This window comes from Streptomyces sp. TRM68416 (assembly GCF_014596915.1).
GTDB lineage: Bacteria > Actinomycetota > Actinomycetes > Streptomycetales > Streptomycetaceae > Streptomyces.
In genome coordinates, this window is sequence record NZ_JACVWU010000001.1 from 289,565 (window position 1) to 314,848 (window position 25,284).

26 protein-coding genes are annotated in these 25,284 nt (G+C 71.4%); 7 read left to right on the forward strand and 19 right to left on the reverse strand.

The genetic code is table 11. The features are described from left to right. Positions 1 to 22 precede the first annotated feature (22 nt). Positions 23 to 1,627, forward strand: a complete 1,605-nt coding sequence (locus tag ICC28_RS01280) for a hypothetical protein (protein ID WP_188286457.1) — start codon at positions 23 to 25, stop codon at positions 1,625 to 1,627. Here the strand turns inward: ICC28_RS01280 and ICC28_RS01285 are convergent. Then, positions 1,584 to 3,629 carry a bifunctional glycosyltransferase 87/phosphatase PAP2 family protein gene (locus tag ICC28_RS01285; RefSeq protein WP_188286458.1) on the reverse strand — a complete coding sequence of 682 codons (2,046 nt, stop codon included), beginning with the start codon at positions 3,627 to 3,629 and terminating at the stop codon, positions 1,584 to 1,586. The genes ICC28_RS01280 and ICC28_RS01285 overlap by 44 nt on opposite strands. A gap of 244 nt (positions 3,630 to 3,873) precedes the next feature. Here ICC28_RS01285 and ICC28_RS01290 point away from each other — a divergent pair, with 244 nt between their 5' ends. Continuing rightward, entirely contained in the window at positions 3,874 to 4,545 is a 672-nt protein-coding gene (locus ICC28_RS01290) for an O-methyltransferase (RefSeq protein WP_188286459.1), read from the forward strand. An 18-nt stretch (positions 4,546 to 4,563) separates the two neighbouring features. Here the strand turns inward: ICC28_RS01290 and ICC28_RS01295 are convergent, their stop codons facing one another. Continuing rightward, positions 4,564 to 4,956 carry an FHA domain-containing protein gene (locus ICC28_RS01295; RefSeq protein ID WP_188286460.1) on the reverse strand — a complete coding sequence of 131 codons (393 nt, stop codon included), beginning with the start codon at positions 4,954 to 4,956 and terminating at the stop codon, positions 4,564 to 4,566. A 102-nt stretch (positions 4,957 to 5,058) separates the two neighbouring features. On the opposite strand from ICC28_RS01295, the gene ICC28_RS01300 reads away from it, so the two are divergent. Further along, the gene (locus ICC28_RS01300; RefSeq protein WP_188286461.1) at positions 5,059 to 5,478 is read left to right on the forward strand and encodes a DUF1992 domain-containing protein; all 420 of its coding nucleotides are present in this window, start codon (positions 5,059 to 5,061) and stop codon (positions 5,476 to 5,478) included. Here the strand turns inward: ICC28_RS01300 and ICC28_RS01305 are convergent. After that, positions 5,467 to 5,895 carry a hypothetical protein gene (locus tag ICC28_RS01305; RefSeq protein WP_188286462.1) on the reverse strand — a complete coding sequence of 143 codons (429 nt, stop codon included), beginning with the start codon at positions 5,893 to 5,895 and terminating at the stop codon, positions 5,467 to 5,469. The genes ICC28_RS01300 and ICC28_RS01305 overlap by 12 nt on opposite strands. 5 nt (positions 5,896 to 5,900) lie before the next feature. Further along, positions 5,901 to 6,590, reverse strand: a complete 690-nt coding sequence (locus ICC28_RS01310; RefSeq protein WP_188286463.1) for a hypothetical protein — start codon at positions 6,588 to 6,590, stop codon at positions 5,901 to 5,903. Between the two features lie 123 nt (positions 6,591 to 6,713). Between ICC28_RS01310 and ICC28_RS01315 the strand changes: the two genes are divergently transcribed. After that, a complete protein-coding gene (locus ICC28_RS01315) occupies positions 6,714 to 7,220 on the forward strand; it encodes a GNAT family N-acetyltransferase (RefSeq protein ID WP_188286464.1) in 507 nt (168 codons plus the stop codon). Here ICC28_RS01315 and ICC28_RS01320 read toward each other — a convergent pair. Further along, positions 7,213 to 9,249 carry an MDR family MFS transporter gene (locus ICC28_RS01320; protein ID WP_188286465.1) on the reverse strand — a complete coding sequence of 679 codons (2,037 nt, stop codon included), beginning with the start codon at positions 9,247 to 9,249 and terminating at the stop codon, positions 7,213 to 7,215. The two genes, ICC28_RS01315 and ICC28_RS01320, sit on opposite strands and share 8 nt — an antisense overlap. 256 nt (positions 9,250 to 9,505) lie before the next feature. Here ICC28_RS01320 and ICC28_RS01325 point away from each other — a divergent pair, with 256 nt between their 5' ends. Next, complete coding sequence (locus ICC28_RS01325; protein ID WP_188286466.1) at positions 9,506 to 10,411, forward strand: peptidoglycan-binding domain-containing protein; 906 nt, start codon at positions 9,506 to 9,508, stop codon at positions 10,409 to 10,411. A 133-nt stretch (positions 10,412 to 10,544) separates the two neighbouring features. On the opposite strand, the gene ICC28_RS01330 is transcribed toward ICC28_RS01325, so the two are convergent. Both ICC28_RS01330 and ICC28_RS01335 read right to left on the reverse strand, forming a co-directional pair. After that, the gene (locus ICC28_RS01330; RefSeq protein ID WP_188286467.1) at positions 10,545 to 11,213 is read right to left on the reverse strand and encodes an HAD family hydrolase; all 669 of its coding nucleotides are present in this window, start codon (positions 11,211 to 11,213) and stop codon (positions 10,545 to 10,547) included. A gap of 149 nt (positions 11,214 to 11,362) precedes the next feature. Further along, positions 11,363 to 11,926 carry a TMEM165/GDT1 family protein gene (locus tag ICC28_RS01335; RefSeq protein WP_411158559.1) on the reverse strand — a complete coding sequence of 188 codons (564 nt, stop codon included), beginning with the start codon at positions 11,924 to 11,926 and terminating at the stop codon, positions 11,363 to 11,365. A 480-nt stretch (positions 11,927 to 12,406) separates the two neighbouring features. On the opposite strand from ICC28_RS01335, the gene ICC28_RS01340 reads away from it, so the two are divergent. Beyond that, on the forward strand, positions 12,407 to 12,643 hold the full coding sequence (locus tag ICC28_RS01340; RefSeq protein WP_188286469.1) for a helix-turn-helix domain-containing protein: 237 nt from the start codon (positions 12,407 to 12,409) through the stop codon (positions 12,641 to 12,643). Positions 12,644 to 12,763: 120 nt separating this feature from the next. On the opposite strand, the gene ICC28_RS01345 is transcribed toward ICC28_RS01340, so the two are convergent. After that, positions 12,764 to 12,925, reverse strand: a complete 162-nt coding sequence (locus ICC28_RS01345) for a hypothetical protein (RefSeq protein ID WP_188286470.1) — start codon at positions 12,923 to 12,925, stop codon at positions 12,764 to 12,766. Between the two features lie 187 nt (positions 12,926 to 13,112). Then, entirely contained in the window at positions 13,113 to 13,514 is a 402-nt protein-coding gene (locus tag ICC28_RS01350) for a hypothetical protein (RefSeq protein WP_188286471.1), read from the reverse strand. 190 nt (positions 13,515 to 13,704) lie between these two features. Between ICC28_RS01350 and ICC28_RS01355 the strand changes: the two genes are divergently transcribed. Further along, complete coding sequence (locus ICC28_RS01355; protein WP_188286472.1) at positions 13,705 to 14,931, forward strand: helix-turn-helix transcriptional regulator; 1,227 nt, start codon at positions 13,705 to 13,707, stop codon at positions 14,929 to 14,931. Here ICC28_RS01355 and ICC28_RS01360 read toward each other — a convergent pair. From ICC28_RS01360 to ICC28_RS01405, 10 genes are all read right to left on the reverse strand, one after another. Further along, complete coding sequence (locus ICC28_RS01360) at positions 14,912 to 15,574, reverse strand: HAD family hydrolase (RefSeq protein WP_188286473.1); 663 nt, start codon at positions 15,572 to 15,574, stop codon at positions 14,912 to 14,914. The genes ICC28_RS01355 and ICC28_RS01360 overlap by 20 nt on opposite strands. 77 nt (positions 15,575 to 15,651) lie before the next feature. Then, positions 15,652 to 15,966 carry a hypothetical protein gene (locus tag ICC28_RS01365; protein WP_188286474.1) on the reverse strand — a complete coding sequence of 105 codons (315 nt, stop codon included), beginning with the start codon at positions 15,964 to 15,966 and terminating at the stop codon, positions 15,652 to 15,654. Beyond that, entirely contained in the window at positions 15,963 to 16,331 is a 369-nt protein-coding gene (locus tag ICC28_RS01370; protein WP_188286475.1) for a hypothetical protein, read from the reverse strand. Before ICC28_RS01370 ends, ICC28_RS01365 begins: the two co-directional genes overlap by 4 nt. Further along, entirely contained in the window at positions 16,331 to 17,248 is a 918-nt protein-coding gene (locus ICC28_RS01375) for an N-acetylmuramoyl-L-alanine amidase (RefSeq protein ID WP_188286476.1), read from the reverse strand. Before ICC28_RS01375 ends, ICC28_RS01370 begins: the two co-directional genes overlap by 1 nt. After that, positions 17,241 to 17,477, reverse strand: a complete 237-nt coding sequence (locus tag ICC28_RS01380; RefSeq protein WP_188286477.1) for a hypothetical protein — start codon at positions 17,475 to 17,477, stop codon at positions 17,241 to 17,243. Before ICC28_RS01380 ends, ICC28_RS01375 begins: the two co-directional genes overlap by 8 nt. Positions 17,478 to 17,548: 71 nt before the next feature. Next, on the reverse strand, positions 17,549 to 19,351 hold the full coding sequence (locus ICC28_RS41045) for a right-handed parallel beta-helix repeat-containing protein (protein WP_188286478.1): 1,803 nt from the start codon (positions 19,349 to 19,351) through the stop codon (positions 17,549 to 17,551). A gap of 3 nt (positions 19,352 to 19,354) precedes the next feature. Then, the gene (locus ICC28_RS01390) at positions 19,355 to 20,293 is read right to left on the reverse strand and encodes a hypothetical protein (protein ID WP_188286479.1); all 939 of its coding nucleotides are present in this window, start codon (positions 20,291 to 20,293) and stop codon (positions 19,355 to 19,357) included. A 5-nt stretch (positions 20,294 to 20,298) separates the two neighbouring features. After that, on the reverse strand, positions 20,299 to 21,462 hold the full coding sequence (locus ICC28_RS01395) for a siphovirus ReqiPepy6 Gp37-like family protein (protein WP_188286480.1): 1,164 nt from the start codon (positions 21,460 to 21,462) through the stop codon (positions 20,299 to 20,301). Positions 21,463 to 21,474: 12 nt separating this feature from the next. Next, complete coding sequence (locus ICC28_RS01400; protein WP_188286481.1) at positions 21,475 to 22,437, reverse strand: phage tail domain-containing protein; 963 nt, start codon at positions 22,435 to 22,437, stop codon at positions 21,475 to 21,477. Next, entirely contained in the window at positions 22,438 to 25,254 is a 2,817-nt protein-coding gene (locus tag ICC28_RS01405; protein WP_188286482.1) for a hypothetical protein, read from the reverse strand. Positions 25,255 to 25,284: the final 30 nt, after the last annotated feature.

A 25,284-nucleotide genomic window follows, 5' to 3' on the forward strand; every position in this document is an offset into this window, starting at 1 on the left:
CGGTACGGCGTCTTCGCTCGTGATGCTGCTGCCTGCCGGGACGACCGCCACCCGACCCGAAGCCCGTGCGCCCGTCTCGCGGAGCAGCCCCTTCCGCCTCCCGCTGCTCGCCACCCTGCCCCTGCTGCCCCTGTACGCCCTGTGGTGGTTCGCCCTCGCCACCGGCGGCGGCGATCTCGCGGCGCAGGAGGCCTGGGCGGACTTCGCCTCCCGGCACGGCGGATCGGCGTACGGCCTGTTCTGGTACGGCGGGACGCACACCGCGAACTACAGCCTGATCTCGCCGTACCTGATGGCGGCGCTCGGGGTGCGCACAGTCACCGTGGTGTCCGGGATCGCCGCGTCCTGGCTGGCCGCCGTCCTCATCGGCCGCGCGGGCGTGCGCCGACCGCTCGGTCCGGCGCTGCTGGCGTCCCTCGCCCTGTGGTGCAACGTCGCCTCCGGCCGGACGACCTTCGCGCTCGGTGTCGCCTTCGGCCTCGCGGCCTGTCTGCTGCTCACCCGTGAGCGGCGGATCGCCCCGGCGGTGGCGTACGCGGCGCTGGCGACGGCGGCGAGCCCGGTGGCGGGTCTGTTCCTGGCGGTCGTGGGCGGCGCCCTGCTCCTCGTACGGGACTGGGCGCGGGCGTCCGCGCTGCTGCTGCCGCCGGTCGCCGTCGTCGGGGCGACGACGCTGCTCTTCCCGTACACCGGGGAGCAGTTGATGCCGCCGGCCCGCGTGTGGCCGCCCGTGGTGCTGGGGCTCGCCGTGACCGTGCTGGCCCCGCGCGCCTGGCGCGTGGCCCGGTGGAGCGGTGCGGTGTACGCGGCCGGGACGGTCCTGACGTATCTGGTGCCCTCGCCGGTCGGCACGAACGTGGAGCGGTTCGCGGAGCTGTTCGCGCCGGCGGTCCTGCTGGCGGCGCTGCTCGGCACCACGCGAACCGTGCGCCGGGCCCTGCTGGTCGTGGCGCTGGTGTTCTCCGTCGCCTGGGTCGGCGAGAAGACCGCCGACGATCTGAGGGTGTCCACCGTCGTGCCCGCCTGGGCGGCGGAGACGCGCGGGGTGGTACGGGCCCTGGAGGGCCTCGGCGCCGACCGCACCCGGGTCGAGGTGGTCCCGGCCCGCAACCACCGCGAGGCCACCGCACTCGCCCCGCACGTCAACATGGCCCGCGGCTGGAACCGCCAGCTCGACATGGAACGCGCCCGCCTGTTCTACGACGGCACCTTCTCCGCCGCCACCTACCGGGCCTGGCTGGACCGCTGGGCCGTGGGCCTGGTCGTCCTGCCCCTCGGCAAGCCCGACGGCTACGCCGAGGAAGAGGCCCGCCTGATCAGAGAGCGGCGGCCCGACTGGCTGGAGCCGGTGTGGCAGGACCGGCACTGGCGGATCTTCCGGGTGCGGGATGCCGTACCGCTGGTGTCACCGCCCGCGGACGTCGTCCGTACGACCGGCGCCGAGCTCGTCGTCCGCATGCCGCGCGCGGGCACAGTGACCGTGCGGGTGGTGTACTCCCCGTGGCTGCGGGCGGAGCGCGGATGCCTGTCCCGCCAGGGCGAGTTCACCCGCCTCACGGTCACCGCCCCCGGCACGTACCGGATCAGCTCGGAGTACGGTCCTTCACGGGCTCCGGCTCGCTGCTGACCGCCGCTTCCTCGGTCGGGCGGGCGCGGGGGCCCTGGAGCAGGTACGTCAGTCCGAAGCCGGCCGCGACGACGGCCGCGCCACCGACCGCGTCCAGGATCCAGTGGTTGCCGGTGACGACGATCGCGGTGAGCGTGAAGAACGGGTGCAGCAGGCCGAGGCACTTCATCCACGCCTTCGGCGCGACGATCGCGATGACCAGACCGCACCACAGCGACCAGCCGAAGTGCAGCGAGGGCATCGCCGCGTACTGGTTGGTCAGCGCGGTCAGGGTGCCGTAGTCCGGCTTGGAGAAGTCCTGCACGCCGTGCACGGTGTCGATGATGCCGAGGCCGGGCATCAGGCGCGGTGGGGCCAGCGGGTAGAGCCAGAAGCCGACCAGGGCGAGCAGGGTGGCGAAGCCGAGGGCGGAACGGGCCCAGCGGTAGTCGACCGGCCGGCGCCAGTACAGCACGCCGAGCACGGTCAGCGGGACGGCGAAGTGGAAGGACGTGTAGTAGAAGTCGAAGAAGTTCCGCAGGAAGTCGACCTTGACCACGGCGTGGTTGAGGGCGTACTCGATGTCGAGGTGCAGGAAGCGTTCGAGGTCGAGGATCTGCTGTCCGTGCGCCTCGGCCCGCGCCCGCCCGGCCGAGTTGCTGCCCCCGGTCGCCGCGAGCCGGACCTTCTGGTAGGCGGCGTAGGTGACCCGGATGAGGAGCAGCTCCAGCAGCAGGTTCGGGCGGGTCAGCACCCGGCGCAGGAACGGCACCAGCGGCACGTGCTTGAAGCGGGCGGGCACGGGCGCCGCGTACTGCGTGGGGACCGGCGACCGGTAGTACGGCGAGGTGCGCGACAGGAACGGTACGAAGGTGGCGGCGGCGAGCGCGGCCAGCAGCACCGTGTTGTCCCGCAGCGGGTACAGGAGCGTCATGTTCGGCAGCAGCATCTTCGCCGGGAGCGTCATCACCAGGACGACGGCGACCGGCCACACGTACCGGTCGGAGGCCTTCCGGCCGACCCGGCCGACGACCGCGAGCAGCACCCACAGCAGCTGGTGCTGCCAGGCCGTGGGCGTCACGACGATGGCGGTGCAGCCGGTGACGGCCACCGCGAGCAGCAGCTGGCCGTCACGGGCGTAGCGCACGGCCCGGCGGACGCCGAGCACGGCGACGGCCGCGGACAGCACCAGGAAGAGGGCGATCTCCGGCGGCCCGTCCACGCCCAGCCGCAGCAGAGCGCCGTGCAGGGACTGGTTGGCGAGGTCGTCGGCGCGCCCGCCGAGCCCGGCGCCCGCCATGTGGTGCACCCAGTAGGTGTACGAGTCGTGCGGCATCGCCGCCCAGGCCAGCAGTGTGGCTCCGGCGAACGTGACGCCGGTCGCGGCGGCTGCCCGTCTGCGGCCGGTGAACCACAGCAGCGGCGCGAACAGCAGCAGCGGCGGCTGGAGCGCGGCGGCGACGCCGATGAGCGCGCCGCTGCCGCGCTGCCCGCGCACGGCGAAGCAGCCCAGCAGGACGAGCAGGACCGGGATGATGCTGGTCTGGCCGAGCCAGAAGCTGTTGCGCACCGGCAGCGACAGCATCAGCAGGCTGACCGCGACCGGCGCGGCCAGCAGGGAGGTCCGCCGGCTCACCGGCTGCGGCAGGGCGCGGGCGGCGACCAGGCCGAGGGCGACGACGAGCAGCAGCGTGCCGAAGGTCCAGCCCCAGCCGAGGGCCTGTTCGGCGGACTTGGTCAGGGGTTTGAGCACCAGTCCCCCGAAAGGGGTGCCCGTGAACCGCGTCGAGTCGTACAGCGAGCCGTTCACATGCAGGACGCCCTCGGGGCCGACCCAGGTCTCCAGGTCCGTCAGCCGCTCTCCGCTGGGCGTGCGGAGGGGTACGGCCACCTGCCGGACGGCGAGGACGGCGGCGATCAGCCACAGCCCGACACGGGCCGCGCGCAGGCGTGCCCCGGCCGCGCCGACGGCCGTCGCTCCGAATGCATCCGCCGGTCGCCCGCTGTGCTCTGCATTCGCCACGCCTCGTAGGCCTCCCGCCCCGTCCGGCCCACGCGTCCCCGCGTGGGGCTCTTCCAGAACCCTATGGGGCTCGCACCGCCCCGGACAGAGACGCAGGCAACCCCCGCTTCACCTGACGTCTGCTCTCCTTTTGTCCGAATGACGATAGTCGGGTGAGGAGCCCGATGGCCCGCGCACCGCGCGGAGTATGTTTCATAGCGCAGCTATCAGGGTCTCCGACCAGCCGTACGGAAGGCACAGGTGGATGAGCGACTCGCGGACCTGGGACGACGTCGACGCCTACTTCACGACCCATCTCTCCCCCGAGGACGACGCGCTGCGAGCGGCCGTCCGCGACAGTGAGGCGGCCGGACTCCCGTCCATCGCCGTCACCGCACCGCAGGGCAAGCTCCTGCACCTCCTCGCCCTGATCCAGGGCGCCCGCACCATTCTGGAGATCGGCACCCTCGGCGGCTACAGCACCATCTGGCTGGCCCGCGCCCTGCCTGCCGACGGCCGGATGATCTCCCTGGAGTACAGCCCGAAGCACGCCGAGGTCGCCGCCCGTAACCTCGCCCGCGCGGGTCTGGACAAGCAGGTCGAGATCAGGGTGGGCCCGGCCCTCGACTCCCTGCCCCGGCTCGCCGCCGAGCACCCGGCCCCCTTCGACCTCGTCTTCATCGACGCCGACAAGGCCAACAACCCGCACTACGTCGAGTGGGCGCTGAAGCTCACCGCCGAGGGCAGCCTGATCATCGTCGACAACGTGGTCCGCGGCGGCCGGGTGGCCGACCCCGGCAGCACGGACCCCGACGTGCGGGGCACGAGGGCCGCGATCGAGCTGATCGGCAGCCACCCGCGCCTCGCCGCCACGGCGATCCAGACGGTCGGGGCAAAGAGCTACGACGGCTTCGCGCTGGCGCGGGTGGTGCGCTAGGCCCGTCGGCCTGTCGGCCTAAACCTCGTGGTAGAAGCCCACGTTGACGCTGCGCGGCGCGGAGCGGTCCTGGACGACGACCTCTCCGCTGCTGCCGCGCGGCAGCGGCATCGTGCCGCCGTAGGCGAGGGCCTGCGCGTACTCGCCGATGGCGATCCGCACGTCGGAGGAGGGCTCGGCCTGGGAGCCCCGCAGCCAGGTGATCTGCCAGGTGCCCTCGGGCCCGCACAGGAACTCCAGGTGCACCCGGGAGACGAACAGCCAGTCGTCGGGCGTCACAAGCCGGCACACGGACTTGTCGCGGCCCACCCGCAGCACCGCCCCCGGCTCGCTGGGCGCGTCGGCCATGAGCATGCCGGCCGTGGCACCCTCCTCCGCCGAGGTGACGGCGGCCATGGTGAGTTCGAGCACGTGCGGTCCTCCTGAAATGGGCTTACTCAGCGGCTGAAATGGGCTTACTCAGCGGCCGCATGATAGAGCGCCCGGCCCCGCCGCGTCCGGCACAATGGACGCATGACCGAGCGAAAGCCACCAGGTGTTCCGTTCGAGTCCTGGGTGGACCAGCAGATCCGCGACGCCGAGCGGCGCGGCGAGTTCGCCCGACTCGCGGGCGCGGGAAAGCCGTTGCCGCCCGGGACCGACACCACCTACGACGAACTGTGGTGGGTCAGACAGAAGATGGCCCGCGAGGGCCTGGCCGTGCTGCCGCCGACGCTCGCGCTGCGCAAGGAGGCGGAGGACACGCTCGCCGCGGCCCTGGAGGCGCCCTCGGAGCGGATCGTCCGCAAGCTCCTGACGGACGTCAACGCCAAGATCCGCGACATGATGTTCAAGCCGCCGCCCGGCCCTCCGCTGGGCATGAAGCCGTACGACGTCGAGGACGTCGTACGGCAGTGGCGGGAGCGCCGGGCGGCCGGCGGATCAGACGCGTAGCAGCCGTTCGGCCAGCTCGCGGTAGTCCCGCAGGGCCAGGCGGAGTTGCTCGGTGTCGGTGGTCGAGGCGGGCTTGTCCTCGCCCGTCTCAGCCTCCTGCCAGGAGCCGCGCAGGGTGCGCCGGCGTCGGCTGACGGCCTCCGTGAACCGTCCGGCGACCTCCTCCAGGACGCGGTCGGCCTCCTCCACGGCGGCGCGCGGACCGTCGACGAAGCCGGACAGGGCGTGCTGGAGACGCGTCTCCAGCTTGTCGCACTCGTCGCGCGGGAGGAGCGGGGTGGTGGTGCCGGTGGTGGCGGTGGTGCCGGTGCGGCCGGTGTCCGCCGTACGCTCGCCTGCCGCCGTACGCTCCCCGGTCGCCGCGCGCTCCGCCGCCGCCCCGGCGCCGGTGCCCATGCCTGGCGTGGCTTCGGTCATGTCACTCAACTCCCCTTTGCGTGACGTCGGTTGAACGCCCACGGGGTGTGGTGGGCGCGGCTCTCCGCGGGCTTCCCGGACTGGTCGGGCTGCTGGTCGCGCCCCGCCCGGTGCCGGTGCCGTTCGGCCGGGCCCACCAGCTCCTCGAAGAGCTGCCGGGCCTCGATCATGGCCTCGCGCATCTCCTCGGTGCCGGGCCCGCCGTTCTGCCCGGCGGTCGTCCCCGCGACGCTGTCCGCGTGGGCGGCGCGGTGCACGCGCCGGTAGCCGTCCACGTGACCCGCGTGGTGGACGGAGAGCGCGGCGAGCTGCTCCTCGTAGCGGCCGCCGTCGGGGAAGCCGCGGGCGCCGGCCAGCTCCGCGAGCAGCCGGTCCGCCTCGACGACGGCCTCCCGCGGCGATTCGACGAAGCGTTCCTGGGCCGCCGTCCAGCGTGTCTCGTACTGTTGGCGCTGCGCGGGCTCCAGCGGGCGTTCCCGCAGCGATCCGTGGCGCTCCACGCGCTCGGCGAGCTCCCGCTCGGCCGCCTTGGTGTCACCGTCGTGCCGGGCCACGGCCCGGTCGTATTCGGGCCCGAAGCGGCGGCGCAGGCTCCGGCCCTTCTGCGGGCCGCGGGTGCGCAGGGCGAGAACGGCGGCGATGACGAGTACGGCCGCCGCTATGACGATCAGAGCGATGATCAGGCCTGTGGACATGAGTGCCTTCCCGGGTTCTCCGAACCGGTACGGGGGTCGGGTAGCCGCGGGCAGGCAGTTCAAACGGCTACGGCACGGGGGCGCGGCTCCCCGGGCTTCTGCGGGGCCGCCACAATGGGGCCCATGATCTGGAACGTCGCCCCGGAACCCGCCGACTCGGCCGTCGCCGCCGCCCTGTGGCGGGACTACTACACAGAGGTCAGCGACCGCTACTACCTGCTCCACGAGGGGCGCCGGACCGACCCGGACGAGTTGGAGCGGGAGATCGGGGCCGCGACGGGCGACGATCTCGCGCCGCCGAAGGGCCGGCTGCTGGTGGCGTGGTGTGCGGGCGAGCCCGGCGGCAGTGCCGGGGTGCGGCTGCTGGACGCCGACACCGCCGAGCTGACGCGGGTGTTCGTGCGGGAGCCGCTGCGCGGCAAGGGCGCGGCCCCGCTCCTCGTCCGGGCCGCCGAGGACGCCGCCCGCGCGATGGGTGCCGTACGGATGATCCTCGACACCCGGAACGACCTGGTGGAGGCGAGGGCCTTGTACGCGCGGCTCGGGTACGCGGAGACCGAGCCGCACAACGACGACGTGTACGCCGAGCACTGGTTCGCGAAGGACCTGCGCAGCGGCGACCTCAACTGATCCTTTTCGCAGACCCGTTGTGGGGCTGCTCGCGGACCGAGCCGCACAGTTCGCCGTTGAGTTCCCGGACCAGTTGCACCAGGTCGGTCGGGCGGTCCGGGCCCCACCAGTCGCCGAGGAGTTCGGCCAGGGACTCCTCGCGGGCCTGGGCGAGGCGGTCGGCCATGGTGCGTCCCTCGTCGGTGAGGACGAGGTCGAGGCCCTCGCGCACGGCGAGCCGCCGCTCCTCGACCTGCCGGGCGGCGGCGAGGATCACCGGCAGCGGCACCGCGCTGCGCTCCGCGAGCTGTCCGGGCTCCACCCACCCGTACTTCCTGATCCGCAGGAGCAGCCAACTGGCCCCGGGCAGCAGGTCGTACCCGGCCCGCTCGGTGATCTTCCGGTAGATCTCGCGCCGCCCCTCCCGCGTGCCGAGCACGGACAGCGCCCGGCACACCTCGTCGTACGACGAGCGTTCCACGGGGTTGCTGGCGAGGGTCTCGGTGACGTCGGGCGCGGTGACGGACGCGCGCAGCCGGTCCTCCTTCAGGAACCAGGCCAGCACGAAGCCGACGAGGGCGACGGGGACGGCGTAGAGGAAGACGTCGGTGATGGCGGTGGCGTACGCGTGCAGGGCCGGGGGCTGCAGTGCGTCGGGCAGTTCGGCGATGCCGCGCGGGTCGGCCTCCAGGGCCCGCGGCGAGAGGCCGGCGGGGAGTTCGGTGCCCCGGAAGGCGTCGGTGAGCTGGTCGCCCAGGCGGTTCGCGAAGATCGTGCCGAAGACGGCGACGCCGAACGAGGCGCCGATGGACCGGAAGAAGGTCGCCCCCGAGGTGGCGACGCCGAGATCCTCGTAGGGCACGGCGTTCTGCACGATCAGCACGAGGACCTGCATGACGAGGCCGAGGCCGAGGCCGAAGACGAAGAAGAAGCTGCTCATCACGGCGGTGGAGCTGTGCTCGTCGAGCTGGTGCAGGAGCAGCAGTCCGAGGGCGGTCACGCCGGTGCCGAGGACGGGGAACACCTTCCAGCGGCCGGTGCGGCTGACGATCTGCCCGGAGACGGTGGAGGACAGCAGCAGCCCGAGCACCATCGGCAGCATGTGCACCCCGGACATGGTCGGGCTGACGCCCTGCACGACCTGGAGGAACGTCGGCAGGTAGGTCATCGCGCCGAACATCGCGAAGCCGACGACGAAGCTGATGACGGCCGACAGCGTGAAGGTGCGGACGCGGAACAGCTTCAGCGGCAGTACGGGCTCGGCGGCCCTGCGCTCCACGGCCACGAAGGCGACGACGAGGACCGCGGCGAGGACCGCGAGCCCGACGATCTGCGGGGAGCCCCAGGCCCACGTGGTGCCGCCGAGCGAGGCGACCAGGACCAGGCAGGTGGCGACGGAGGCGATGAGGAAGGTGCCGAGGTAGTCGATGACGTGGTGCGCGGTCCGCCGCGGGATGTGCAGGGCGGCGGCGATCACCGCGAGCGCGACGACTCCGACGGGGAGGTTGACGTAGAACACCCAACGCCAGCTGAGGTGTTCGGTGAACAGACCGCCCAACAGGGGTCCGAGGACACTGGTCGCGCCGAACACGGCGCCGAACAGCCCTTGGTAGCGCCCGCGTTCGCGGGGCGACACGAGGTCGCCCACGATCGCCATGGACAGCACGATCAGCCCGCCGCCGCCGAGGCCCTGCAGCGCGCGGAAGGCGATGAGCTGGGTCATGTCCTGTGCCATGCCGCACAGGGCCGACCCGACGAGGAAGATGACGATCGCGATCTGGAAGAGCCGCTTGCGCCCGTACTGGTCGCCGAGTTTGCCCCACAGCGGGGTGGCGGCGGTGGACGCCAGCAGATACGCGGTGACCACCCACGACAGATGCTCCATGCCGCCCAGTTCGCTGACGATGGTGGGCAGCGCGGTCGACACGATGGTCTGGTCGAGGGCCGCGAGCAGCATCCCGAGCAGCAGGGCCCCGATCGGGACCAGGACGTTGCCCGGCACGTTCTCCCGGACGGCGGTGCCGTGCCGGGCGCGGGTGTCATCGGCCATGGGACCTCCCGGACGTCTCGTATTCGCCCATGCCATCTTCCATCGTGATCGGTGTGACCGGTTATGGCCTGTTGAGTCCCCCGGGAAGCCGGTATTCAGGGGGCTGCCGGAGAGAGTGTGAAGAAGATCTGCATAATCTCTGGAGTCTTGGACTTCTGAGGTCCTGGAGTTCCGGAGTCCTGGAGTTCCGGAGTCCTGGAGTTCCGGAGTTCCGGAGTCCTGAAGTTCCGGAGTTCGCGAGGGGAGGGACGAACCCATGACGGACCCGAAGGGCCATACGTGCCCGGAGTGCGGCGCACCACGAGGTGCGGACAACACCCCGTCCTGCGACTGCACCCAGCGGGCGTCCGAGGCCCTGCGCGACGCCCGTACGGCGGAGGCGGCAGCGGCGGAGGACTTCGACCCGCTGCGCATACGGCCGTACGTGGAGCTGGAGGGCACCGCACCGGAGGACACGACGCGGCCCCTCGCCGTGGCGCCGGACCTCAACCTGTTCGAAACGCCGGGTGCCCCTGAGCCAGGGCCGAAACCGGAACCCGAAGGGAACGAGGAGCCCCCTGCCCCCCGGGGAAGCCGCCGCCGCAGGTTGGTCCTGGCGAGCGCAGCGGCCGCCGTCGCGATACTCGGGGCGGCCGGGATGGCGAGCGGCCTGTTCGACTACGACACCCCGACCCGGAACACGGCCCTCCCGGAGGACGTACGGGCGGGCGTGCCGGACACGACCACATCGCCCCCCGCGTCGAAGCAGCCCTCGCCCACCGCGAGCGCCTCAACGCCGCTGCCTCCTTCCCCCGCCCCCACGTCCGCGCCCCCGCCCACGTCGGCGCTCCCCACCCCCGCGTCCCCCTCGGCCTCCGGCACCCCCTCCCCCGCCCAGTCGGCACCCACAGCCCGAGCCTCGGACCCCCAGGCCCCGCAGACCGGCGCCCCGTCCACACCCCCCGTCCTGCGCCGAGGCGACCGCGGCCCCGAGGTAACCGAACTCCAACTCCGCCTGAACCAGCTCTACCTGTACTTCGGCGACGCCCACGGCACCTTCGACAATCAGGTCGAGGACGCGCTGAAGAACTACCAGTGGACCCGCGGGGTGGGCGTCGACGAACTCGGTGTGTACAACGCCGAGACGCGGACGAGCCTGGAGTCCGAGACGTCCGAGCCGTAGGGCCCGCCCGGCCCGGCCGTCACCTGATCGGGGCGGGCCCGCATCGCTTCGGCCCCGTCCGGCGTTCGAGGACGGGGCCGTTCAGGCCGACGGCGGTGCGGGGACCACGAGGGCGAGCACTGCGGCCGGCATGTCAACCGACGTGCACGCGCACTCCCCCGTCCGCCTCCTCCACCCGCACCTCGCTCAGATCCCGCACCACCACGTCCGGCCCGTGGAACCCGGCCCGCGGCCCGATCCCCACGACCCGCATCCCGGCCGCGCGCCCCGCCTGGATCCCGGCCGCCGAGTCCTCGAAGACGAGGCAGTCGGCGGGGGCGATGCCGAGCTCTGCGGCGCCCTTCAGGAAACCCTCCGGGTCGGGCTTGCTGGCGCCGACCGACTCCGCGGTGACGCGGACGTCCGGCAGGGCGAGCCCCGCCGCGGCCATCCGGGCCGTGGAGAGGGCGACGTCCGCGGAGGTGACCAGGGCGTGCGGGACGCCCATGCGCACCAGGGAGGCGAGGAACTCCGCCGCCCCCGGGATCGCCACGACGCCGTCCATGTCCGCCGTCTCCTCGGCGAGCATGCGGGCGTTGTCCGCGTGGTTCTGCTCCATCGGCCGCCCGGGCAGCAGCATCGCCATCGAGGCGTACCCCTGCCGCCCGTGGACGATCTTCATGACCTCGTCCCCGTCGAGACCGTGCCGGTCGGCCCAGCGGCGCCAGATGCGTTCGACGACGGCGTCCGAGTTGACGAGGGTGCCGTCCATGTCCAGGAGGAGGGCACGGGCGGTGAGCACGGTGGTGGCGGTGGCCGTCATCGGCAGCAGCTCCAAACACGGGAGGAAAGACCAAGGTGGCCCCGCCCGCCGGTCAGGGAAAACGGGCGGGAGCCACTTTGTTCCTCCACGGTACAAAACAGAACCATGATCACGCCACCGTCACGGCCACCGTTCACCCGGCGTTCAGCTCAGCCGGTGACCGCCTCCCAGAGGCTCCAGACCCCAAGACCCAGCATCAGCAGTGCCGCGACCTGCGTGATCAACCCCAACGGCACCCGCTTCATCAGCGCCTTCCCGCCGACGATCCCGAGCCCCGCCACGGCCCACAGCGCCAGCACGGCTCCCAGTCCCACCGACAGCGGATCGTCGTACCGGGCCGCGAGATTCGCCGTCATGATCTGCGTGAGATCACCGAACTCGGCGACGAGGATCAGCATGAACCCGGCCCCGGAGACCTTCCAGAACGACTGGTTCTCCGGCCTGCGGACCTCCTCCTCGTCCTCGCCCTTCTTCAGCAGCAGCATCGCCGCACCCCCGAGGAACAGCACCCCGGTCAGCGCGTGCACGATCTGCTGCGGCAGCAGCGTCAGCACACTGCCGGCCGCCACGGCGAGCGTGACATGCAGCGCGAACGCGGCGGCGACACCGGCGAAGACGTACGAGGCGCGATAGCGCGTACCGAGGACGAGCCCGGCGAGTGCCGTCTTGTCGGGCAGCTCGGCCAGGAAGACGACGCCGAACGTGAGCGCCATAACGCTGAAGGTGATCAAGATTCCTCAATCGGTCGGGGCTGCCCCACCGAGAGTTCCTACCGTTGCACGGCGACACCTCGGCACGGCAGCACACGGTCAGTGCACTGCTTGGCCGAAGGTCTCGCTGGCCGACCCGAGTCGTACGGGCCTGCCTCCGGGCGCCGGCTCAGACGAGCTGAGCAGTATGTCGACGGTCCGGCGAGAACCTCACGTACCCACTGACGTGACCCCCCGGCTGGCACCTACAGCATGCATGCCTGGAGAGATGGGATGGATGTGGGCCCATCTTCTCGCACAGAACAGCGCCCCCAGTCCGAGAACCAGGGGCGCTGCGACCCTGCCCCACCGCGTGGCAGCTGGTATTGGGGCGGGTCGTCCATGGGGTGGCGAGCTCCGTCCAGATGCCCACTCCTCTTCAAGATCACACAAATTAGGGTTGGCCCTAATCACTATTGATCATGAGGTCGGGAACTTGGACGGGTGCCACGCCCCACTCAGCCCGACGACCGGGTCATCGCCCGCCGCCGACGAGTGGGTGAACAGGTTCGCCGCGTCCGCGAGCACCACAACCTCACCCAGCTCGATGTGTGCGGGCGGTCGGGCGTCGACGTCGCCACGTATAGCCGCATCGAGCAAGGCCACTCGTCGCCCAAGCTGGACACGCTCATCCGCATCGCTGATGCCATCGGCTGCGAACTCGTCGACTTCTTTCGGTGACCTGCCGCTGGCGCGAGGTCCCGGCGCCGTCAGCGGGTTGGCGGCCGCCCCAACGGGGGCGTAGGAGCGGCCGCTCCTCCACCGCTGGTGCCATCGCCGTCAACAGCGACCAGCGGAGGTTTAGTGGCGCCTGGGGACCGGCGCGGTCTGGGTCGGCACCGGCTGGCAAGGGGCGACATGCCGGTAGTCCGTCCGGCCGGCGCCGGAGGCCGAGTGGATGTCGTGCGTGGTGTATTCCTCGTCGGGCTTGATCTGCTTGCCGCAGCGTCCGCAGAACTTCATGACGCAGCCTTCTTGCACGCGTTGCTCCAGGCCTGCCGCAGATCCTTCGCTGTCGGGCATTGCCGGGAGGGATCGTCGGCGGTGGTCCGGCACTGCGAGCACCTGGTGCAGTGATCCATCAGCTTCCGGTAGGCCGCACCCGCCTTGCCCACCAGCGCTTGCTCTGCTCTGTGCACCATGCCACCGTTCACGACGCACTCTCCGCGGCGTGCTCCGTGCCGGTGCGGGGGCTGAGCACGTCCTGGATCGCGGCGCGCAGCGCGGCGGGATCGGTGATCCAGCGGTCCTCACCGGGGCACATGCGCCAGTGGGGGCCCGGTCCCTCGGTACGCCTGGCCGGCGGTATGGCCACGGTGGAACCGGCGCCGAGCGCGCGCGTGTTCCCCACACCCCACTCCTCGACGGTCCCGGTTGGCACGAAGAAGTAGAGGACAGCGCTCAGAGCGTCATCGACAACCGCACCGCACCGCGCGCCGAGGATCTCCATGGCGGCAAGGCCGATGCTGCGCGGTACGCGGATGGCGTCCCATTCGTGTCCGGCGTCGTGCAGGGTGCAGCCCGCGGCGGACGGTAAAGAAGGAGTGGGCATGTAGGGCTCCTCGGGTGCCTGTCGTGATCAGGTGCGTAACAGAGTGGCCCTATTGAGGGCTTCATCCGAGGACTTCCAGAGGTCTCTTCGCGGACGAAAAGGGGACTTTCGTTGGGTCGTGCGGGTGATGACTGGTCACCGGCAGGGCTTGCGGCGACACTTGCCGCAGTGCTCGACATGGAGGTGCGAAGTGGCACGGCCCGCAGGCAACACCCGCCTCAAGTCCGCCCGCGTGGCGGCTGGATATCACTCTCAGCAGGCTCTCGCGGATGCCCTGGACGTCGGCGTACGGCAGGTCCGAAGGTGGGAGTCCGACACCCCGCCGTGGCCCCACCCCGAGATCGGACAGGCTCTCACACAACTCCTCGGCCAAGACCTCGCTTCGCTGGGCTTCACCCCGCCCGCAGGAGCCAGCCCGGACCGAGGCCGCCGCTCCGTGCTCGCAGCGACCGCCGCCGCCGTCGGCCTTGCCACCGTGCCCACCCAGGCAGTGGCCATGCAGCCCGCCACCGCCGCCGAGGACTACATGTCCGTCACCAGGTCGCACCGCCGCCTGTACTGGTCCGTCGCCCCTGCCACCCTGCACCCGGCCGCGCTCGCACACGCCACACTCGGCTGCGAGCTGCTCCCGGAAACCGCCGGCCAGACGCGGAAGCGGATCGCGGCCGCCCTTGCCGAGACATGGCTTCTCGCCGGGCGCATCGAATTCTTCGACCTGCGCGACGCCGACCGTGCTCAGCAGACCCTGCTTCGAGCGCTCCAGGCCGCCGGCGAGGCTGACGATTCGCTGCTCGGTGCTGCAGTTCTCGCGCACACCGCGTTCATCCCGGGTTGGGCAGGTGACCGGGAAGCCGCGGTCGAGAGGATGGTGGCCGCGCGCACCTACGCCCGCCGGGGCCCGGCGTCGGCTGAACTGTTCGCGTGGCTGGACGCGGTCGAGGCAGAGTGCGAGACCCGGTGTGGGCACACACGTACGGCGCTGCACCTGATCGGGCACGCCGAGGATGTGCTGGCGGTCGGCAGTGACCACGCCACCCCGGAGTGGCTCGACTGGTTCAGCGCCGTCCGGCTCGCTGCGTTCAAGGGCAACACCCAGCTGAAGGCGGGACACCTTCCGCAGGCGCGCGAGACCTTGCGCGATGTGCTCGATGCGCTCGGCCCGGCTGACGAGAAACAGGTCACGGTCGTCCTCGGCGACCTGGCCGCCGTCGAGGCCGCGGCCGGCGACCCCGAGGCCGCCTGCAGGTATGCGGTGCGCGCGCTCGACCAGCTGGAGCGCACCTGGTACGCGATGGGCATGGACCGGGTGCGGGAGGTGCGGCGCAATCTGGCGCCGCACCAGCACGAGCGGTGTGTACGAGAGCTGGACGATCGACTGTACGGGTGGTCGACGACGGTCAGCGCTCTTGCTCGTTGAACCGCTTGATCCGCGGGGACAGGTCGAGGAGGCTCTCGACCCTGAAGGTCGGGAGCTTCTCCGCTTCCTCGGTACGCCACTGGATCGTCGCCCACGGCCCGCGATGGACGAGCGCAGTGTGCATACCCGCGGCGACGGCCGGGCGGATGTCGTTGTCGACGCGGTCACCGACGTACAGCATCTCGTCCGCCTCGGCCGGGACAACCTCGGCGACGCGGTCGAAGAAGGCACGGTCCGGCTTGCTGGCACCCCAGTCGTCGGAGGTACCGATCAGATCCACGTCCGCGGAGAAGAGCTCGCGCAGGATCCGGCCCGCGCGCACGGTCTGGTTCCCGGCGATGCCCAGCCACAGACCGTCCGCCCGAAGCGTGGCGAGCGCGTCGCGGACGTCCGGATACAGGTCGTCCTCTCCGAAGTGCTCCGGCTTCCCCGCCTCTGCACGCTTATCGCGCTCGGCGTACAGGTCGAAACCCGGCCGGAACTCCTGGAAGGTCTCTCGGTAGTCGCGGCCCTGGGCAATGACCGCGCCGAACATGGCGTGGAAGGTGTGACGGGGTACGCCAAGCCAGTCTGCCCAGGTGCCGTACTCGGTTGTCTCGTCTACGAGGCACTCGCCAACGTCGAAGATCACAGCGCGAATCATGCGGCCGAGCGTACCCGGGCATGACGAAACGCCCCCTTGCACAGCCCGTGGTGGGCCGTGCAAGGGGGCTTGGTGGTTCAGGGGCTGGTGTCGGGAATCCGGGTTTCGACTCGTGTGATGCGCTGCTCGTGGTCGTCCAGGCGGTGGTCGTGGTCGTCCAGGCGGTGGTCATGGTCGCCGAGGCGGGACATAACGCCGGGACGTGCCGGGACACCTGGGCGGCCCTCCGATCCCGCCCAGTCCTCCCAGGCCTCGTCAACCCGGTCAGCGATCCGCAGCACCGCCCGCAGCACCCTCCACAGCAAGGCTCCAAGCCCCGAGAGCGCAGCGATGGCCACCGACCAGGCCACCATGGAATCGACGGCACCCATGCCGGTCGCTCCCGCACTCATCTCGGCTCCTGGCCGTCGAGCTTCTCGCCCAGGCGCCGCACGAACTCGTCCATGTCCGCCCGCATCGCAGCCTTGTCCAGCTTCAACCGGACCGGCACCTGCACCGGCTCCTCATACGCCGGCGGCCGCGCCCACCCCAGCAGCACCCCCGCAGCGGTCTGCAGGGGCTGCCAGGCCAGCCGCTGCGCCACCCACTCCAGACCGCGGAAGGCAAGGTAGTAGGCGCCGGCCAGGACGAAGTACACGACGATCACGGCTGTCTCGCTGTCGGCGGGGATCCCCAGCCGCCCGGACAGGGACAGCACCGCGCCGGCCCCCAACGGCACGAGCGTGCGCATCGCGGAAACGAACAGGTTGCTCTGCATCAGTCCACCACCTTGAATCCGGCCTTCAGGCCGAGCCGTCTGAGGGAGTCGCGGCCGGGGATGCCGTCCGCATCGCTGCCGCGGTAGCCGCCGCCGGCCTTGGAGCGCTGCCAGCCCGCATACGCGCGCACGGTCGCGGTACCGAAGTGCCCGTCCAGGTAGGGCTTGGCGAGCAGGCCGCGGTCGACCAGGGCCGCCTCGACGGTCTTCGTCCCGCCGTACGACACCGGGGTGCCTGGCTTCTTCGGGTCGCTCACCGCGGCCGCACGCAGTCGCTTCAGGCTCACGGTCGGCGTCGACGGCGCCGGCGTCGACCTCGGCGGCGGCGTGCCGAGCCGCTCGGCGATCCGGGCCCGCATCGCCTTCCAGTCGATGCCCCGCGGGTCGACCTTGCCGGGCTGCCAGTCCAGGTGCCGGATCACGGACGCGGCCGTCCAGCCGTGGTGCCGGCAGATCGCCGCGGCCGCCCGCTCGATCGCCTCCAGCTGCGCCTCGGGCCACGGGTCGACCCCGTCGCCGAGGTTCTCGCACTCGAAGCCGTAGAAGTGCCGGTTGCCGTCGACGCTCGCCTCGTCGTCGACCGGCAGCGCGCGCTCGGCGATGACGGCCTGGAGCACGTCGCCGTCGCCGAGGCCGGCATGGTTGGCGCGGCCGTAGCCGACGAGGTGGATCCGGCCGTCCTTGGTGATGACGCCGTGGCACAGCGGCCCGGGCAGACCCGCGTAGCCGTCGCGGCAGATCCTCACCGTGGCGGCCGATCCCTTGGTGACGGTGTGGTGGATCATCACCCCGTGCACCGGCCCCCACGGACCCATGTGGTTGCGGTTGTGGTGCTCCCAGCCGCCGACCTCGACAACCGTCGCGCCCTCCGCCCTCAGCGCGGCCAGCATCTTCGCCGGGCTCATCGGGTCAGCCATCGCCGCGCACCCCCTCGGTCGCGGCCAGGAGGACGGCGCAGTCCTTGGCCTCGCGCAGCTTCCGCAGAGCCATGGTGAGTTCGGGGTCGTCGGGCAGCAGCGTGAGGAGCTCGGCCGCAGTGTCGTAGAAGACGCGGGCCACGGGCTGCAGCTCGGCGGGCAGGTGCTTGTAGGAGAAGCCACGGCAGGCCTGCACGGTACTGACGTGACGTCCAACGGTGGCATCCATGAAGGCCTCCAAGGGCATGAAGAAGCCCCGGGCCAGGGTGGCGCGGGGCGTACGGGGTGAAACGGCTCTGCTCAGGCGGGTTCGACGATCAGGTACTCCACGGTGGAGGTGTCGCCCGCGTCGGAGCTGGTGATGGTGAAGCCCACGCCCGGATCGCGGGTGTAGGACAGGTGGCCGAGGGTTCCGCCAGGCGCCTGGCGGGTGAGGAAGACCCGGCTGGTGGCCGTGATCGAGGTGTTGGCGATCGTGGCTGTGCCGGCTGCGAGCGTCGCGGCGCCCAGGCGTGCGTCTGTGCCCTCGGCGATCGCGATCCCTCCGCCGGGGGTGCCGAGTCTGAGGGCGTCGGCGGTGCCGTCGAAGATGTTCCATGCGCCGTTGGACTGTCCGGCATCGGTGACGAAGTAGCCGCTGAAAGTGGCGTTGCCCGCAGCCGCCCAGGGCTGTGCGAAGGCGTCGACGGGGGCGGCGGTGGTGCCGGTGCGCTCGCCGATGTTCGGGCCGCGGCGCAGGATCGTGTTGCCGCCGCCGTCGGACCAGCCCGCGTCGTTGGCGTGCAGGAACCCGGACGTCACGGACACGTAGGTGCAGCCGGTGAAGCGGGCCCCGTACTGGGGGCTGTTGGTCTGGGTGCCGTCGTCATCGACGCCGGGGTAGCAGGTGACCATGCCGACCAGCACGGGCATCGTGGCGCCGTTGCAGTGCAGGCCTGCGTATCCGCCGCCGCCGGCGCCGTTGTTGCGGCCGTCGCGGCGGGTGTGGAGGTTCTCGATCTGGATCGGCGGGTTGCCGGTGGCGTCGACGAGGACGCCGTTGTGGCCGTTGCGGTCGGTGGAGCAGTCGCCCAGGAGCATGCCGCCGGAGCCGGTGCCGGTGGCCCAGTCGCCGGTGATGTGGATGCCGTTGTTGTCGTTCCACTCGGCGCGGCAGCCGATCATCTGCGAGTTCGCGGCATTGTTGATCTCGAACCCGTTGGCGCCGTTGCCGATGGCCTGGCAGTCGACCATGGTGATGTCGGTCATCACCTGCACGGCGAAGCCGTGCCAGCCACAGTTGTCGATCATCACCCGGTGCAGGCGCCAGCTGTAGGGGAAGAACCCGGCGTTGAACTGGGTGTTGAGGCCGGCGCCGGTGACCCGGCGGATGGTGACGTCGCGCAGGCCGACGTTCTGGATGTTGCCCTTGGCCAGGATGCCGTCGATGCCCGGGTCGACGAGGTCGGACCCGTCGATCATCACGTTGAGGATGCGGTGCTCGGCGGAGATGGTGGAGTAGCCGCCCTCGGCCTGGTCGAGGAACGTGATGACGGAGGCGCCGGCGAACGATGCCAGCGGCTTGATGTAGCAGGGCGGATCGACGAGGCCGACCACCGCCATCAGGTTGGTGTGCGTGCCCATCAGCGTGACGGCGGGCGGGATCGTCAGCGGAGCCGAGGTGCGGTAGGCGCCGGCGGGCAGGTAGACGATGCCGCCCATCGGGCAGGCGGCGAGCGCGGCCTGGATCGCCGCGGTGTCGTCGGTGACGTTGTCGCCCACGGCCCCGTAGTCGCGGACGTTGAGCCAGTCCCGCACGGACACGGTGACCTGCTCGCCGCTGGTCACGCTGCGCGCCTCGATCCAGGCCCGCGTGTCCGCGCCGGCGTCCGCCCACATCCCGGTCACCCCGTCCGGGCCCTGGAACTCAGGGATCGCCCCGTACTCGTCCGCGGTGATCTGGGTGGCGGGCAGGCCCTGGGCGTCGAGGAGATCGGTGTACTGGGTGCCGGTGTCGGGGTCGTCCCAGAAGGTGATGGTGGCGCCGGAGGCCACGGCCCACAGGCCGTCGGAGGGCTGCACCACGTAGTCGGCCAGCGACGCGCCGAACGTCGAGCGTGCCATCAGCTAGCTCACCACCCAACTCGTGCTGGTGCCCAGAATCAACTGCCCGGTCGGCACGGTCCCGTGCTGGGTCAGCCACACCTGCCCGGCCTTGGACGAGTTCGCGGGGTAGATCGTGCAGCGCCCGACTGCGGAGCCGCTGATGTAGAAGAGCCCGAAGTAGTGGTGGCTGGGGTGCCGGTAGGTGCTCGGGATCAGCACCGGCAGCCGGCTGTCGGTGCCTGCCGACAGGTTCCCGGCCTTCCGCTCGAAGGACCCCAGCCTGAAGTGCACGTTCCCGCCGCGCTCCTCGATGACCGGGTTGGTCTCGACGGCCCATGCCGACAGCGGCGAGTCGACGTTCACGACCCCGGAGTTGGAGTGGACGACGCTCCAGGCGCTGCCGTCCCACTGCCGGGTGATGCCGGTGTTCGTCTCGAACGCCAGCTCACCCGGGACGGGGAGCGGGTTGCGGGTCGTCGACGTCGCCGGCCGCACACGGGACCCGACATACAGCTCCTTGCGGACCACCGTCACCGACCCCGCGCCGGACAGGACGGTGACCTCGGCGAGCGGGATCTCGTACGTGCCGGTGTCCCCCGTCGACTGCGACAGCGAGGGGACGCCCGAGCCGGGGGTTCCCTGCTTGACGGCCGCGCGGACGTCCCAGGTGGAGCGGTCCAGGCGCAGCACCACTCGGTCCACTCGCGTCTGCCCGGAGGCGTTGGCGGTGACGGCGAGGGTGTCGCCGGAGGTGCCGGAGGTCCAGGCGTGCCCGCGCACGGAGGCGTACACGTCCGCGCGCACGGTGACGGACAGGCCGACCCCGGCCGATACGACCGCGGTGTCGGCGGGGGTGCCGTACACCCCGTCGTCGGAGAAGCGGGCGGCCAGCTTCTCGTACTCCAGGTCGGTGACGTTGCGGGAGTTGTAGTTGGGCGACGGCCAGGAGTTCTGAGCCACGCGCGTTACCTCGCTTCCAGTCGGCCCAGCCGTCGGCCGAGCTCGCGGACCAGCCGCACCATCTGCGGATCGCTGGTGGCTTCCGGTGAGCCGACCAGGCTCGTGACGTACTCGCCGCTGTCGGGGGTTGCCTGCAGGTGGATGGAGCGGACCAGGTCGGCCACCTCCAGCCCGGTCGGCAGGGCGACCGTGACGCGGTCGCCGAGGCCGTAGTCCCGGCCCGCTTTGAGGTCGCTGGTGTCGACGGTGACCGTGGCGAGCTCCACCGGTGCGGCCCCTTCGGCGAGGGCCTCGGTGCCGTCCTGGGTGAGTTCGCCGTTGGTGTCGTCATCGGCGGTGCCGCTGACGAGCTGCTCGACGCGCCACCAGGCGGCGGCCGCCCCGGGGTCGGCGGCCTCCACGAAGACGCGGCTCGCCGGCGCCTCGACCTCCGAGCCCTGCACCAGGGCGTGGGTGACGGTCGGCGCCGACCGCTTGTAGGTCAGGGCCCGCAGGTTTCCCAGGCCCGCGCTGAAGCGGGCCGTCGCGGTCAGATCGGCGGGCGCGTACACCTCGAACTCGATCTGGGACGCGGTCTGACGGGTGCGGAAGCCGAGGCCTCCGCCGTCGATCGCCACCCTGCGGCAGGCGGCGAGGAGCCCCTCGAAGCGGGTGGTGACGCTCGTCGTCGTGCCGACTCCCGTGACGGCGGCGAGGGCGAAGTTCGGGATCTGACGGTCGGCCAGGGCGCCGGGCCCGCAGTTGACGTTCACCAGGGTGCGGATGATCGTCTCGGCGTTCGTGCTCGTGAGCGAGTACGAGGCGGTGTCGGGCTGGTTGGTCCAGGTGACGGCCGGGTCGGCGAAGGTGATGTAGCCGGCGGGTACGGCCAGGTCGTCGCTGAAGTTCACCCGCACCCGGCCCGGCGGGGCCTCGCCCTCGCCGCCGATGCCCCAGGAGAAGTCCTGGCTGATCTCCATGGGGCCGGCCATCCAGATGTCGTCGTCGCGGATGACGACCAGGCGGTTGCCGGGCTGCAGCTGCGCGATGACGTACGGGTGGGCGACCAGGTCCACGCTGCCGGATCCGGGCTCGTTGAACCGCATGGTGGCGTCCAGCGACGTCCAGTCGGCGAGCGGGTCACCCTGCACCGTGAGGTTCTCGTCGGTGACGAGGAGCTGGATCGTCAACGCCCCACCCCCTCACGCGGTCTCGTAGCGGGGGTTGAAGGTGAGGTCTACGGCCGATCCCGGGCCGCTGCCGTCGAGCTGGAAGGTGACCGGGGTGTCGCCCGGGTCCAGGCCCCACAGGGTCGCGTCGGGCCAGTTGAGGGCGCCGACCCAGTTGTCACCGTTCTGGTAGCGCACCTGCGGCGGGTCGGTGCGGACGGTGACCTGCTGCCCGGGCAGCAGGCTGCCGTGCCCGATCGACGGATCGTTGGGGTCCAGCACGAAGGACTCGCCCGTATCGGTGCGGGTGAAGGTGACCAGTGATGCCGGGCCGGTGATCGTCCATGCGGGCCACACCACCACATCACCGGGGTTGGTGACCGTGGTCGCGCCGAGCACCTGCGACGAGCTCACGGACGGGTAGGGCTGCAGGAAGTCCTCTCCGCTGCCCTGCTCGCGGTGGACCATGACCGTCTCGGCGTCCACCCAGTACGGGTCCTCGCACCACAGCGTGACGACCGCACTGTCCCAGGTGATGCCGGTCGCCACCCGGCCGCGCCCGTCCCACCCGTCCTGGTAGTGGACGGCGATGGTGCGCCGGGTGCCGTCCGGCCGGGCCACTTCCAGCAACCCGGGCCCGTCCCGCAGGGTGCGGGTGAACGCCCTCGCCAAGGCTCGCCAGTTCGCCGTGAACGCCAGATGATCGGCGCCCTTCACCAGCACCGGCCACACGATCGTGCGCGGCTGCGGCTGCACGTGCCTGAGCCTGGCCCCGCCGCGCGGATGCGGGTCCGACGTCAGCGTGTAAGGCGCCGCCCCGAGGCCGGACACCCCCTCGGCGAGGGCGTACCAGTCGGCGGCCAGGTCGGTCATCGGCCACCGGGTCCCGGCGGGGTCGACGTACGTGATCGACGCGTAGCCGATCTCGGGCAGGTCGACCGGCGGCGGTGTCTCGGGCTGTGGCGGGGTGAGGACCGGTGCTGTGATCAGGGGCATCTACCGGGGCCTCCCCACGCGCTGCCGCGCCTCTTCCTGCCGCTGCAGCAGCCGCAGGTCCTCCACGCTGATCACCGACCGGCGCGGGTAGACGTTGTACGTGACCCGAGGTGCCCCATCGCTGCCGGCCGTCGACGCGGCCGCAGGGGCAAGACGTCCCGAGGCCGCTGCCCGGGCTGTGGGCAGGGGAAGCATCTTGGCGTTGAGGGCGTCGAAGAGTGCTTCGCCGTAGTGCTCGACGGCCGCCGCCTTGATCATGTACTCGCCGGTCGATCCCCACAGCAGGATGGAGTCCGACGTGGGGGTGCCCGGGCCCCGCAGCAGTCCGCCGTCGGGGAAGCCCGGGATGGGGCCGCCGTGCGCACGGCGGATCGGGCCGCCCTGCGCCCTGAACATGTTGGCCTGCTGCTCCAGCAGGTTCGCGGTCGTGGACGGCGCCGACCCGATGGTCTGGAACACCGACGTGTACGTCACGGTCACCGAGGCCGAGGCGCTCTTGCCGTCGAACTTCTTCAGCCGCGCCTCGGCGTCCGCGATCTTCTTCTTCAGGTCCTCGATCTCGCCCTTGAGGTACGCCTTCTTCTCCGAGGGCGCCTTCCTCAGCCGTTCCTTGGCCTCGGCCAGCTTCTGCTTGAGGTCTTCCAGGTTTCCCTTGAGCTTGGCCGTCTTGTCGGGGGTCTTGAGGATCTGGTCTGCCAGCGCCCTGGCCTCTTCGCGGTTGAGGCCCATCTGCATGGCGTTGGCGATGAGCTGCTGGCGGCCGCGCTCGTAGATGCCGTTGACCGTCTCCCACGACTCGCCCGACTCGCGTGCTGCCGCGGCGGCCTCGTCGGTCTTCGCCGCAAGGTCGGTCAGGGAACTCGCTGCGGCCCGCTGCTTTTCGGTGTTGAGGACGAGTTTCCCGCGCTGCATGTCGAGGACGCCGGCGTTCTCCTGCGCCGCCTTTGATGCGGCGTCGATGGCGGCCTCGAAGCCGATCATCCCCGACAGGCCGGCGCGGTTGACGTCGTTGAGGGCGACGAGGCTCTGACGCAGCCCGTCGGCGCTGGCCTTCTGCGCGTCGAGCTGGCCCTGCACCTTCTGGGCCTGCTCGCCGAACAGGCCCATGCTCTGCGCCGCCAGCTCCTGCTCCAGGCGCTGCCCGGCCAGGGCGTCCTCGTAGTCGTCGAGCTTCTCGCGCAGCCCGTCGGTGCTCTTGCCCTGCGCCTCCAGCTGCTTGATGGTGCGTTCCAGCGCGGCCGCGGCCAGGTCGGCGTTGCCGTTGGACACCATGGACGCGAGCGCCTTGTCGAACGCGTCCAGGTCCTTCTTCGCGTTCTTGACTGGCGTGGAGTCCATGCCGAAGAACGACACGATGGACTGCTGCACCTGGTCCAGGCCCTCGGGGTCGACAACCTTCTGCAGGCTGTCGCCGAGCCCGGCCAGGTCCTTGCCGTAGACGCGCAGAGCCTCGCCGCTGACCTTGCCGGACTGGGCGAGCTCCGTGAGCGAGGTGGACAGTTTGTCGACGTCCGGCTTGGGTTTCTCGCTCTTGGACGCCAGGGAGTCCAGGCCGATGAGCAGCAGGCCCAGGCCGGTGCCGGCCATGGCGAGTTTCGCGGTGCGGGACAGGCCGCTGATGGCCGCGCCGACCCCGGCGAGCGCGCCGGGTGTGCCGGCGGCGGCCGCGCGCATGGCGCCGATCTGGACGCCGAGTGCGGCCATCGCGGCGCGGGCGGCGTCGGCGCCTGCGGCGGCGAGCTTGACGGCCTTGATGGCGATGGCCAGCTGCAGGAGCGTGGCGATTGCCTCGGGCGGTACGGCCGCCGCGATCCCCGACAGGCCGTTGACGACCTCCAGCATGCTGACGCCGACCCCGGATCCGGCCTCCAGGACGTGCAGCAGCGCATCGGCGACGTTCTCCAGTGTGTCGAACACGACCGGCCCGGCCTGCTGGGTGTAGTCCCACCACTGGCTCAGCTCGGAGTTGTCGAACTCGCCGGACTCCAGCTTGGCCAGGAACACGGTCAGCCGGTCGATGCCGTGGTCGAGGGTCTGGTTCGTGAACCGCTCGAACCGGCCGGTCATCGCGTCGAACCCGGGGGTGCTGATGGCGCCGCCGACCAGGGTGATCAGCCGGTCGAACTGGGCCGAGGTGCCTTTCACCAGGCCCGTGGTGTGCGGCAGCAGGGCGTTGGTGACGGCGATGCCCTTGGTGAACGGGGCCATCACGTCGTCGGCCAGGGCGTCGGACCACTCCTGGTAGTTGTCCTTCAGGATGCCGACGGCGACCGCTGCTTCCCGCGTGGCCGGGGGGAGTTTCTCCAGCTGCCGCTGGTACTCCGCTTGCGCCTTGACAGCCTCCTGCGAGCCGGCGCCCGAGGACCTGACGGCCTCCTCGTACTTCTCCTGGGCGTCGACGGCCTCGCCGATGGCGGAGATCTGCGGGCCCAGGGCGAGCGCGTAGGCGCCGGCCGCCACGGCGACGGCGCCGAGCTGCCCGGCGACCGCGGCCGCCGATCCCGCCAGGCCCGCGGCCGCCGGGATCGCCGCCGGCAGCAGGCTGATCAGGTTCGCCTTGAGGGACTCGCCGAGCCGGTCGGAGGCGTCCGAGAGATCGCCCATGCTGCGCCGGACGATGGAGGTCCGGTCGTCGACGAGACGCTGGGCGTCGGCCAGGGTGAGGAACCGGCCCTGCAGGTCCCGCAGGCTTCCGTCGGCGCCCGCGGCGATGCCGGCCAGCCGCAGCCTGAGCCGGTCCGCCGAGTCGGCGGTGCCGTCCATGACCCGGCTCAGCTCATCGCGCCCGGCAAGGGTGAAGGTAAGGCGCTCCGCCACCGGTCACCCCCTCTTCACCGTGCAGCGATG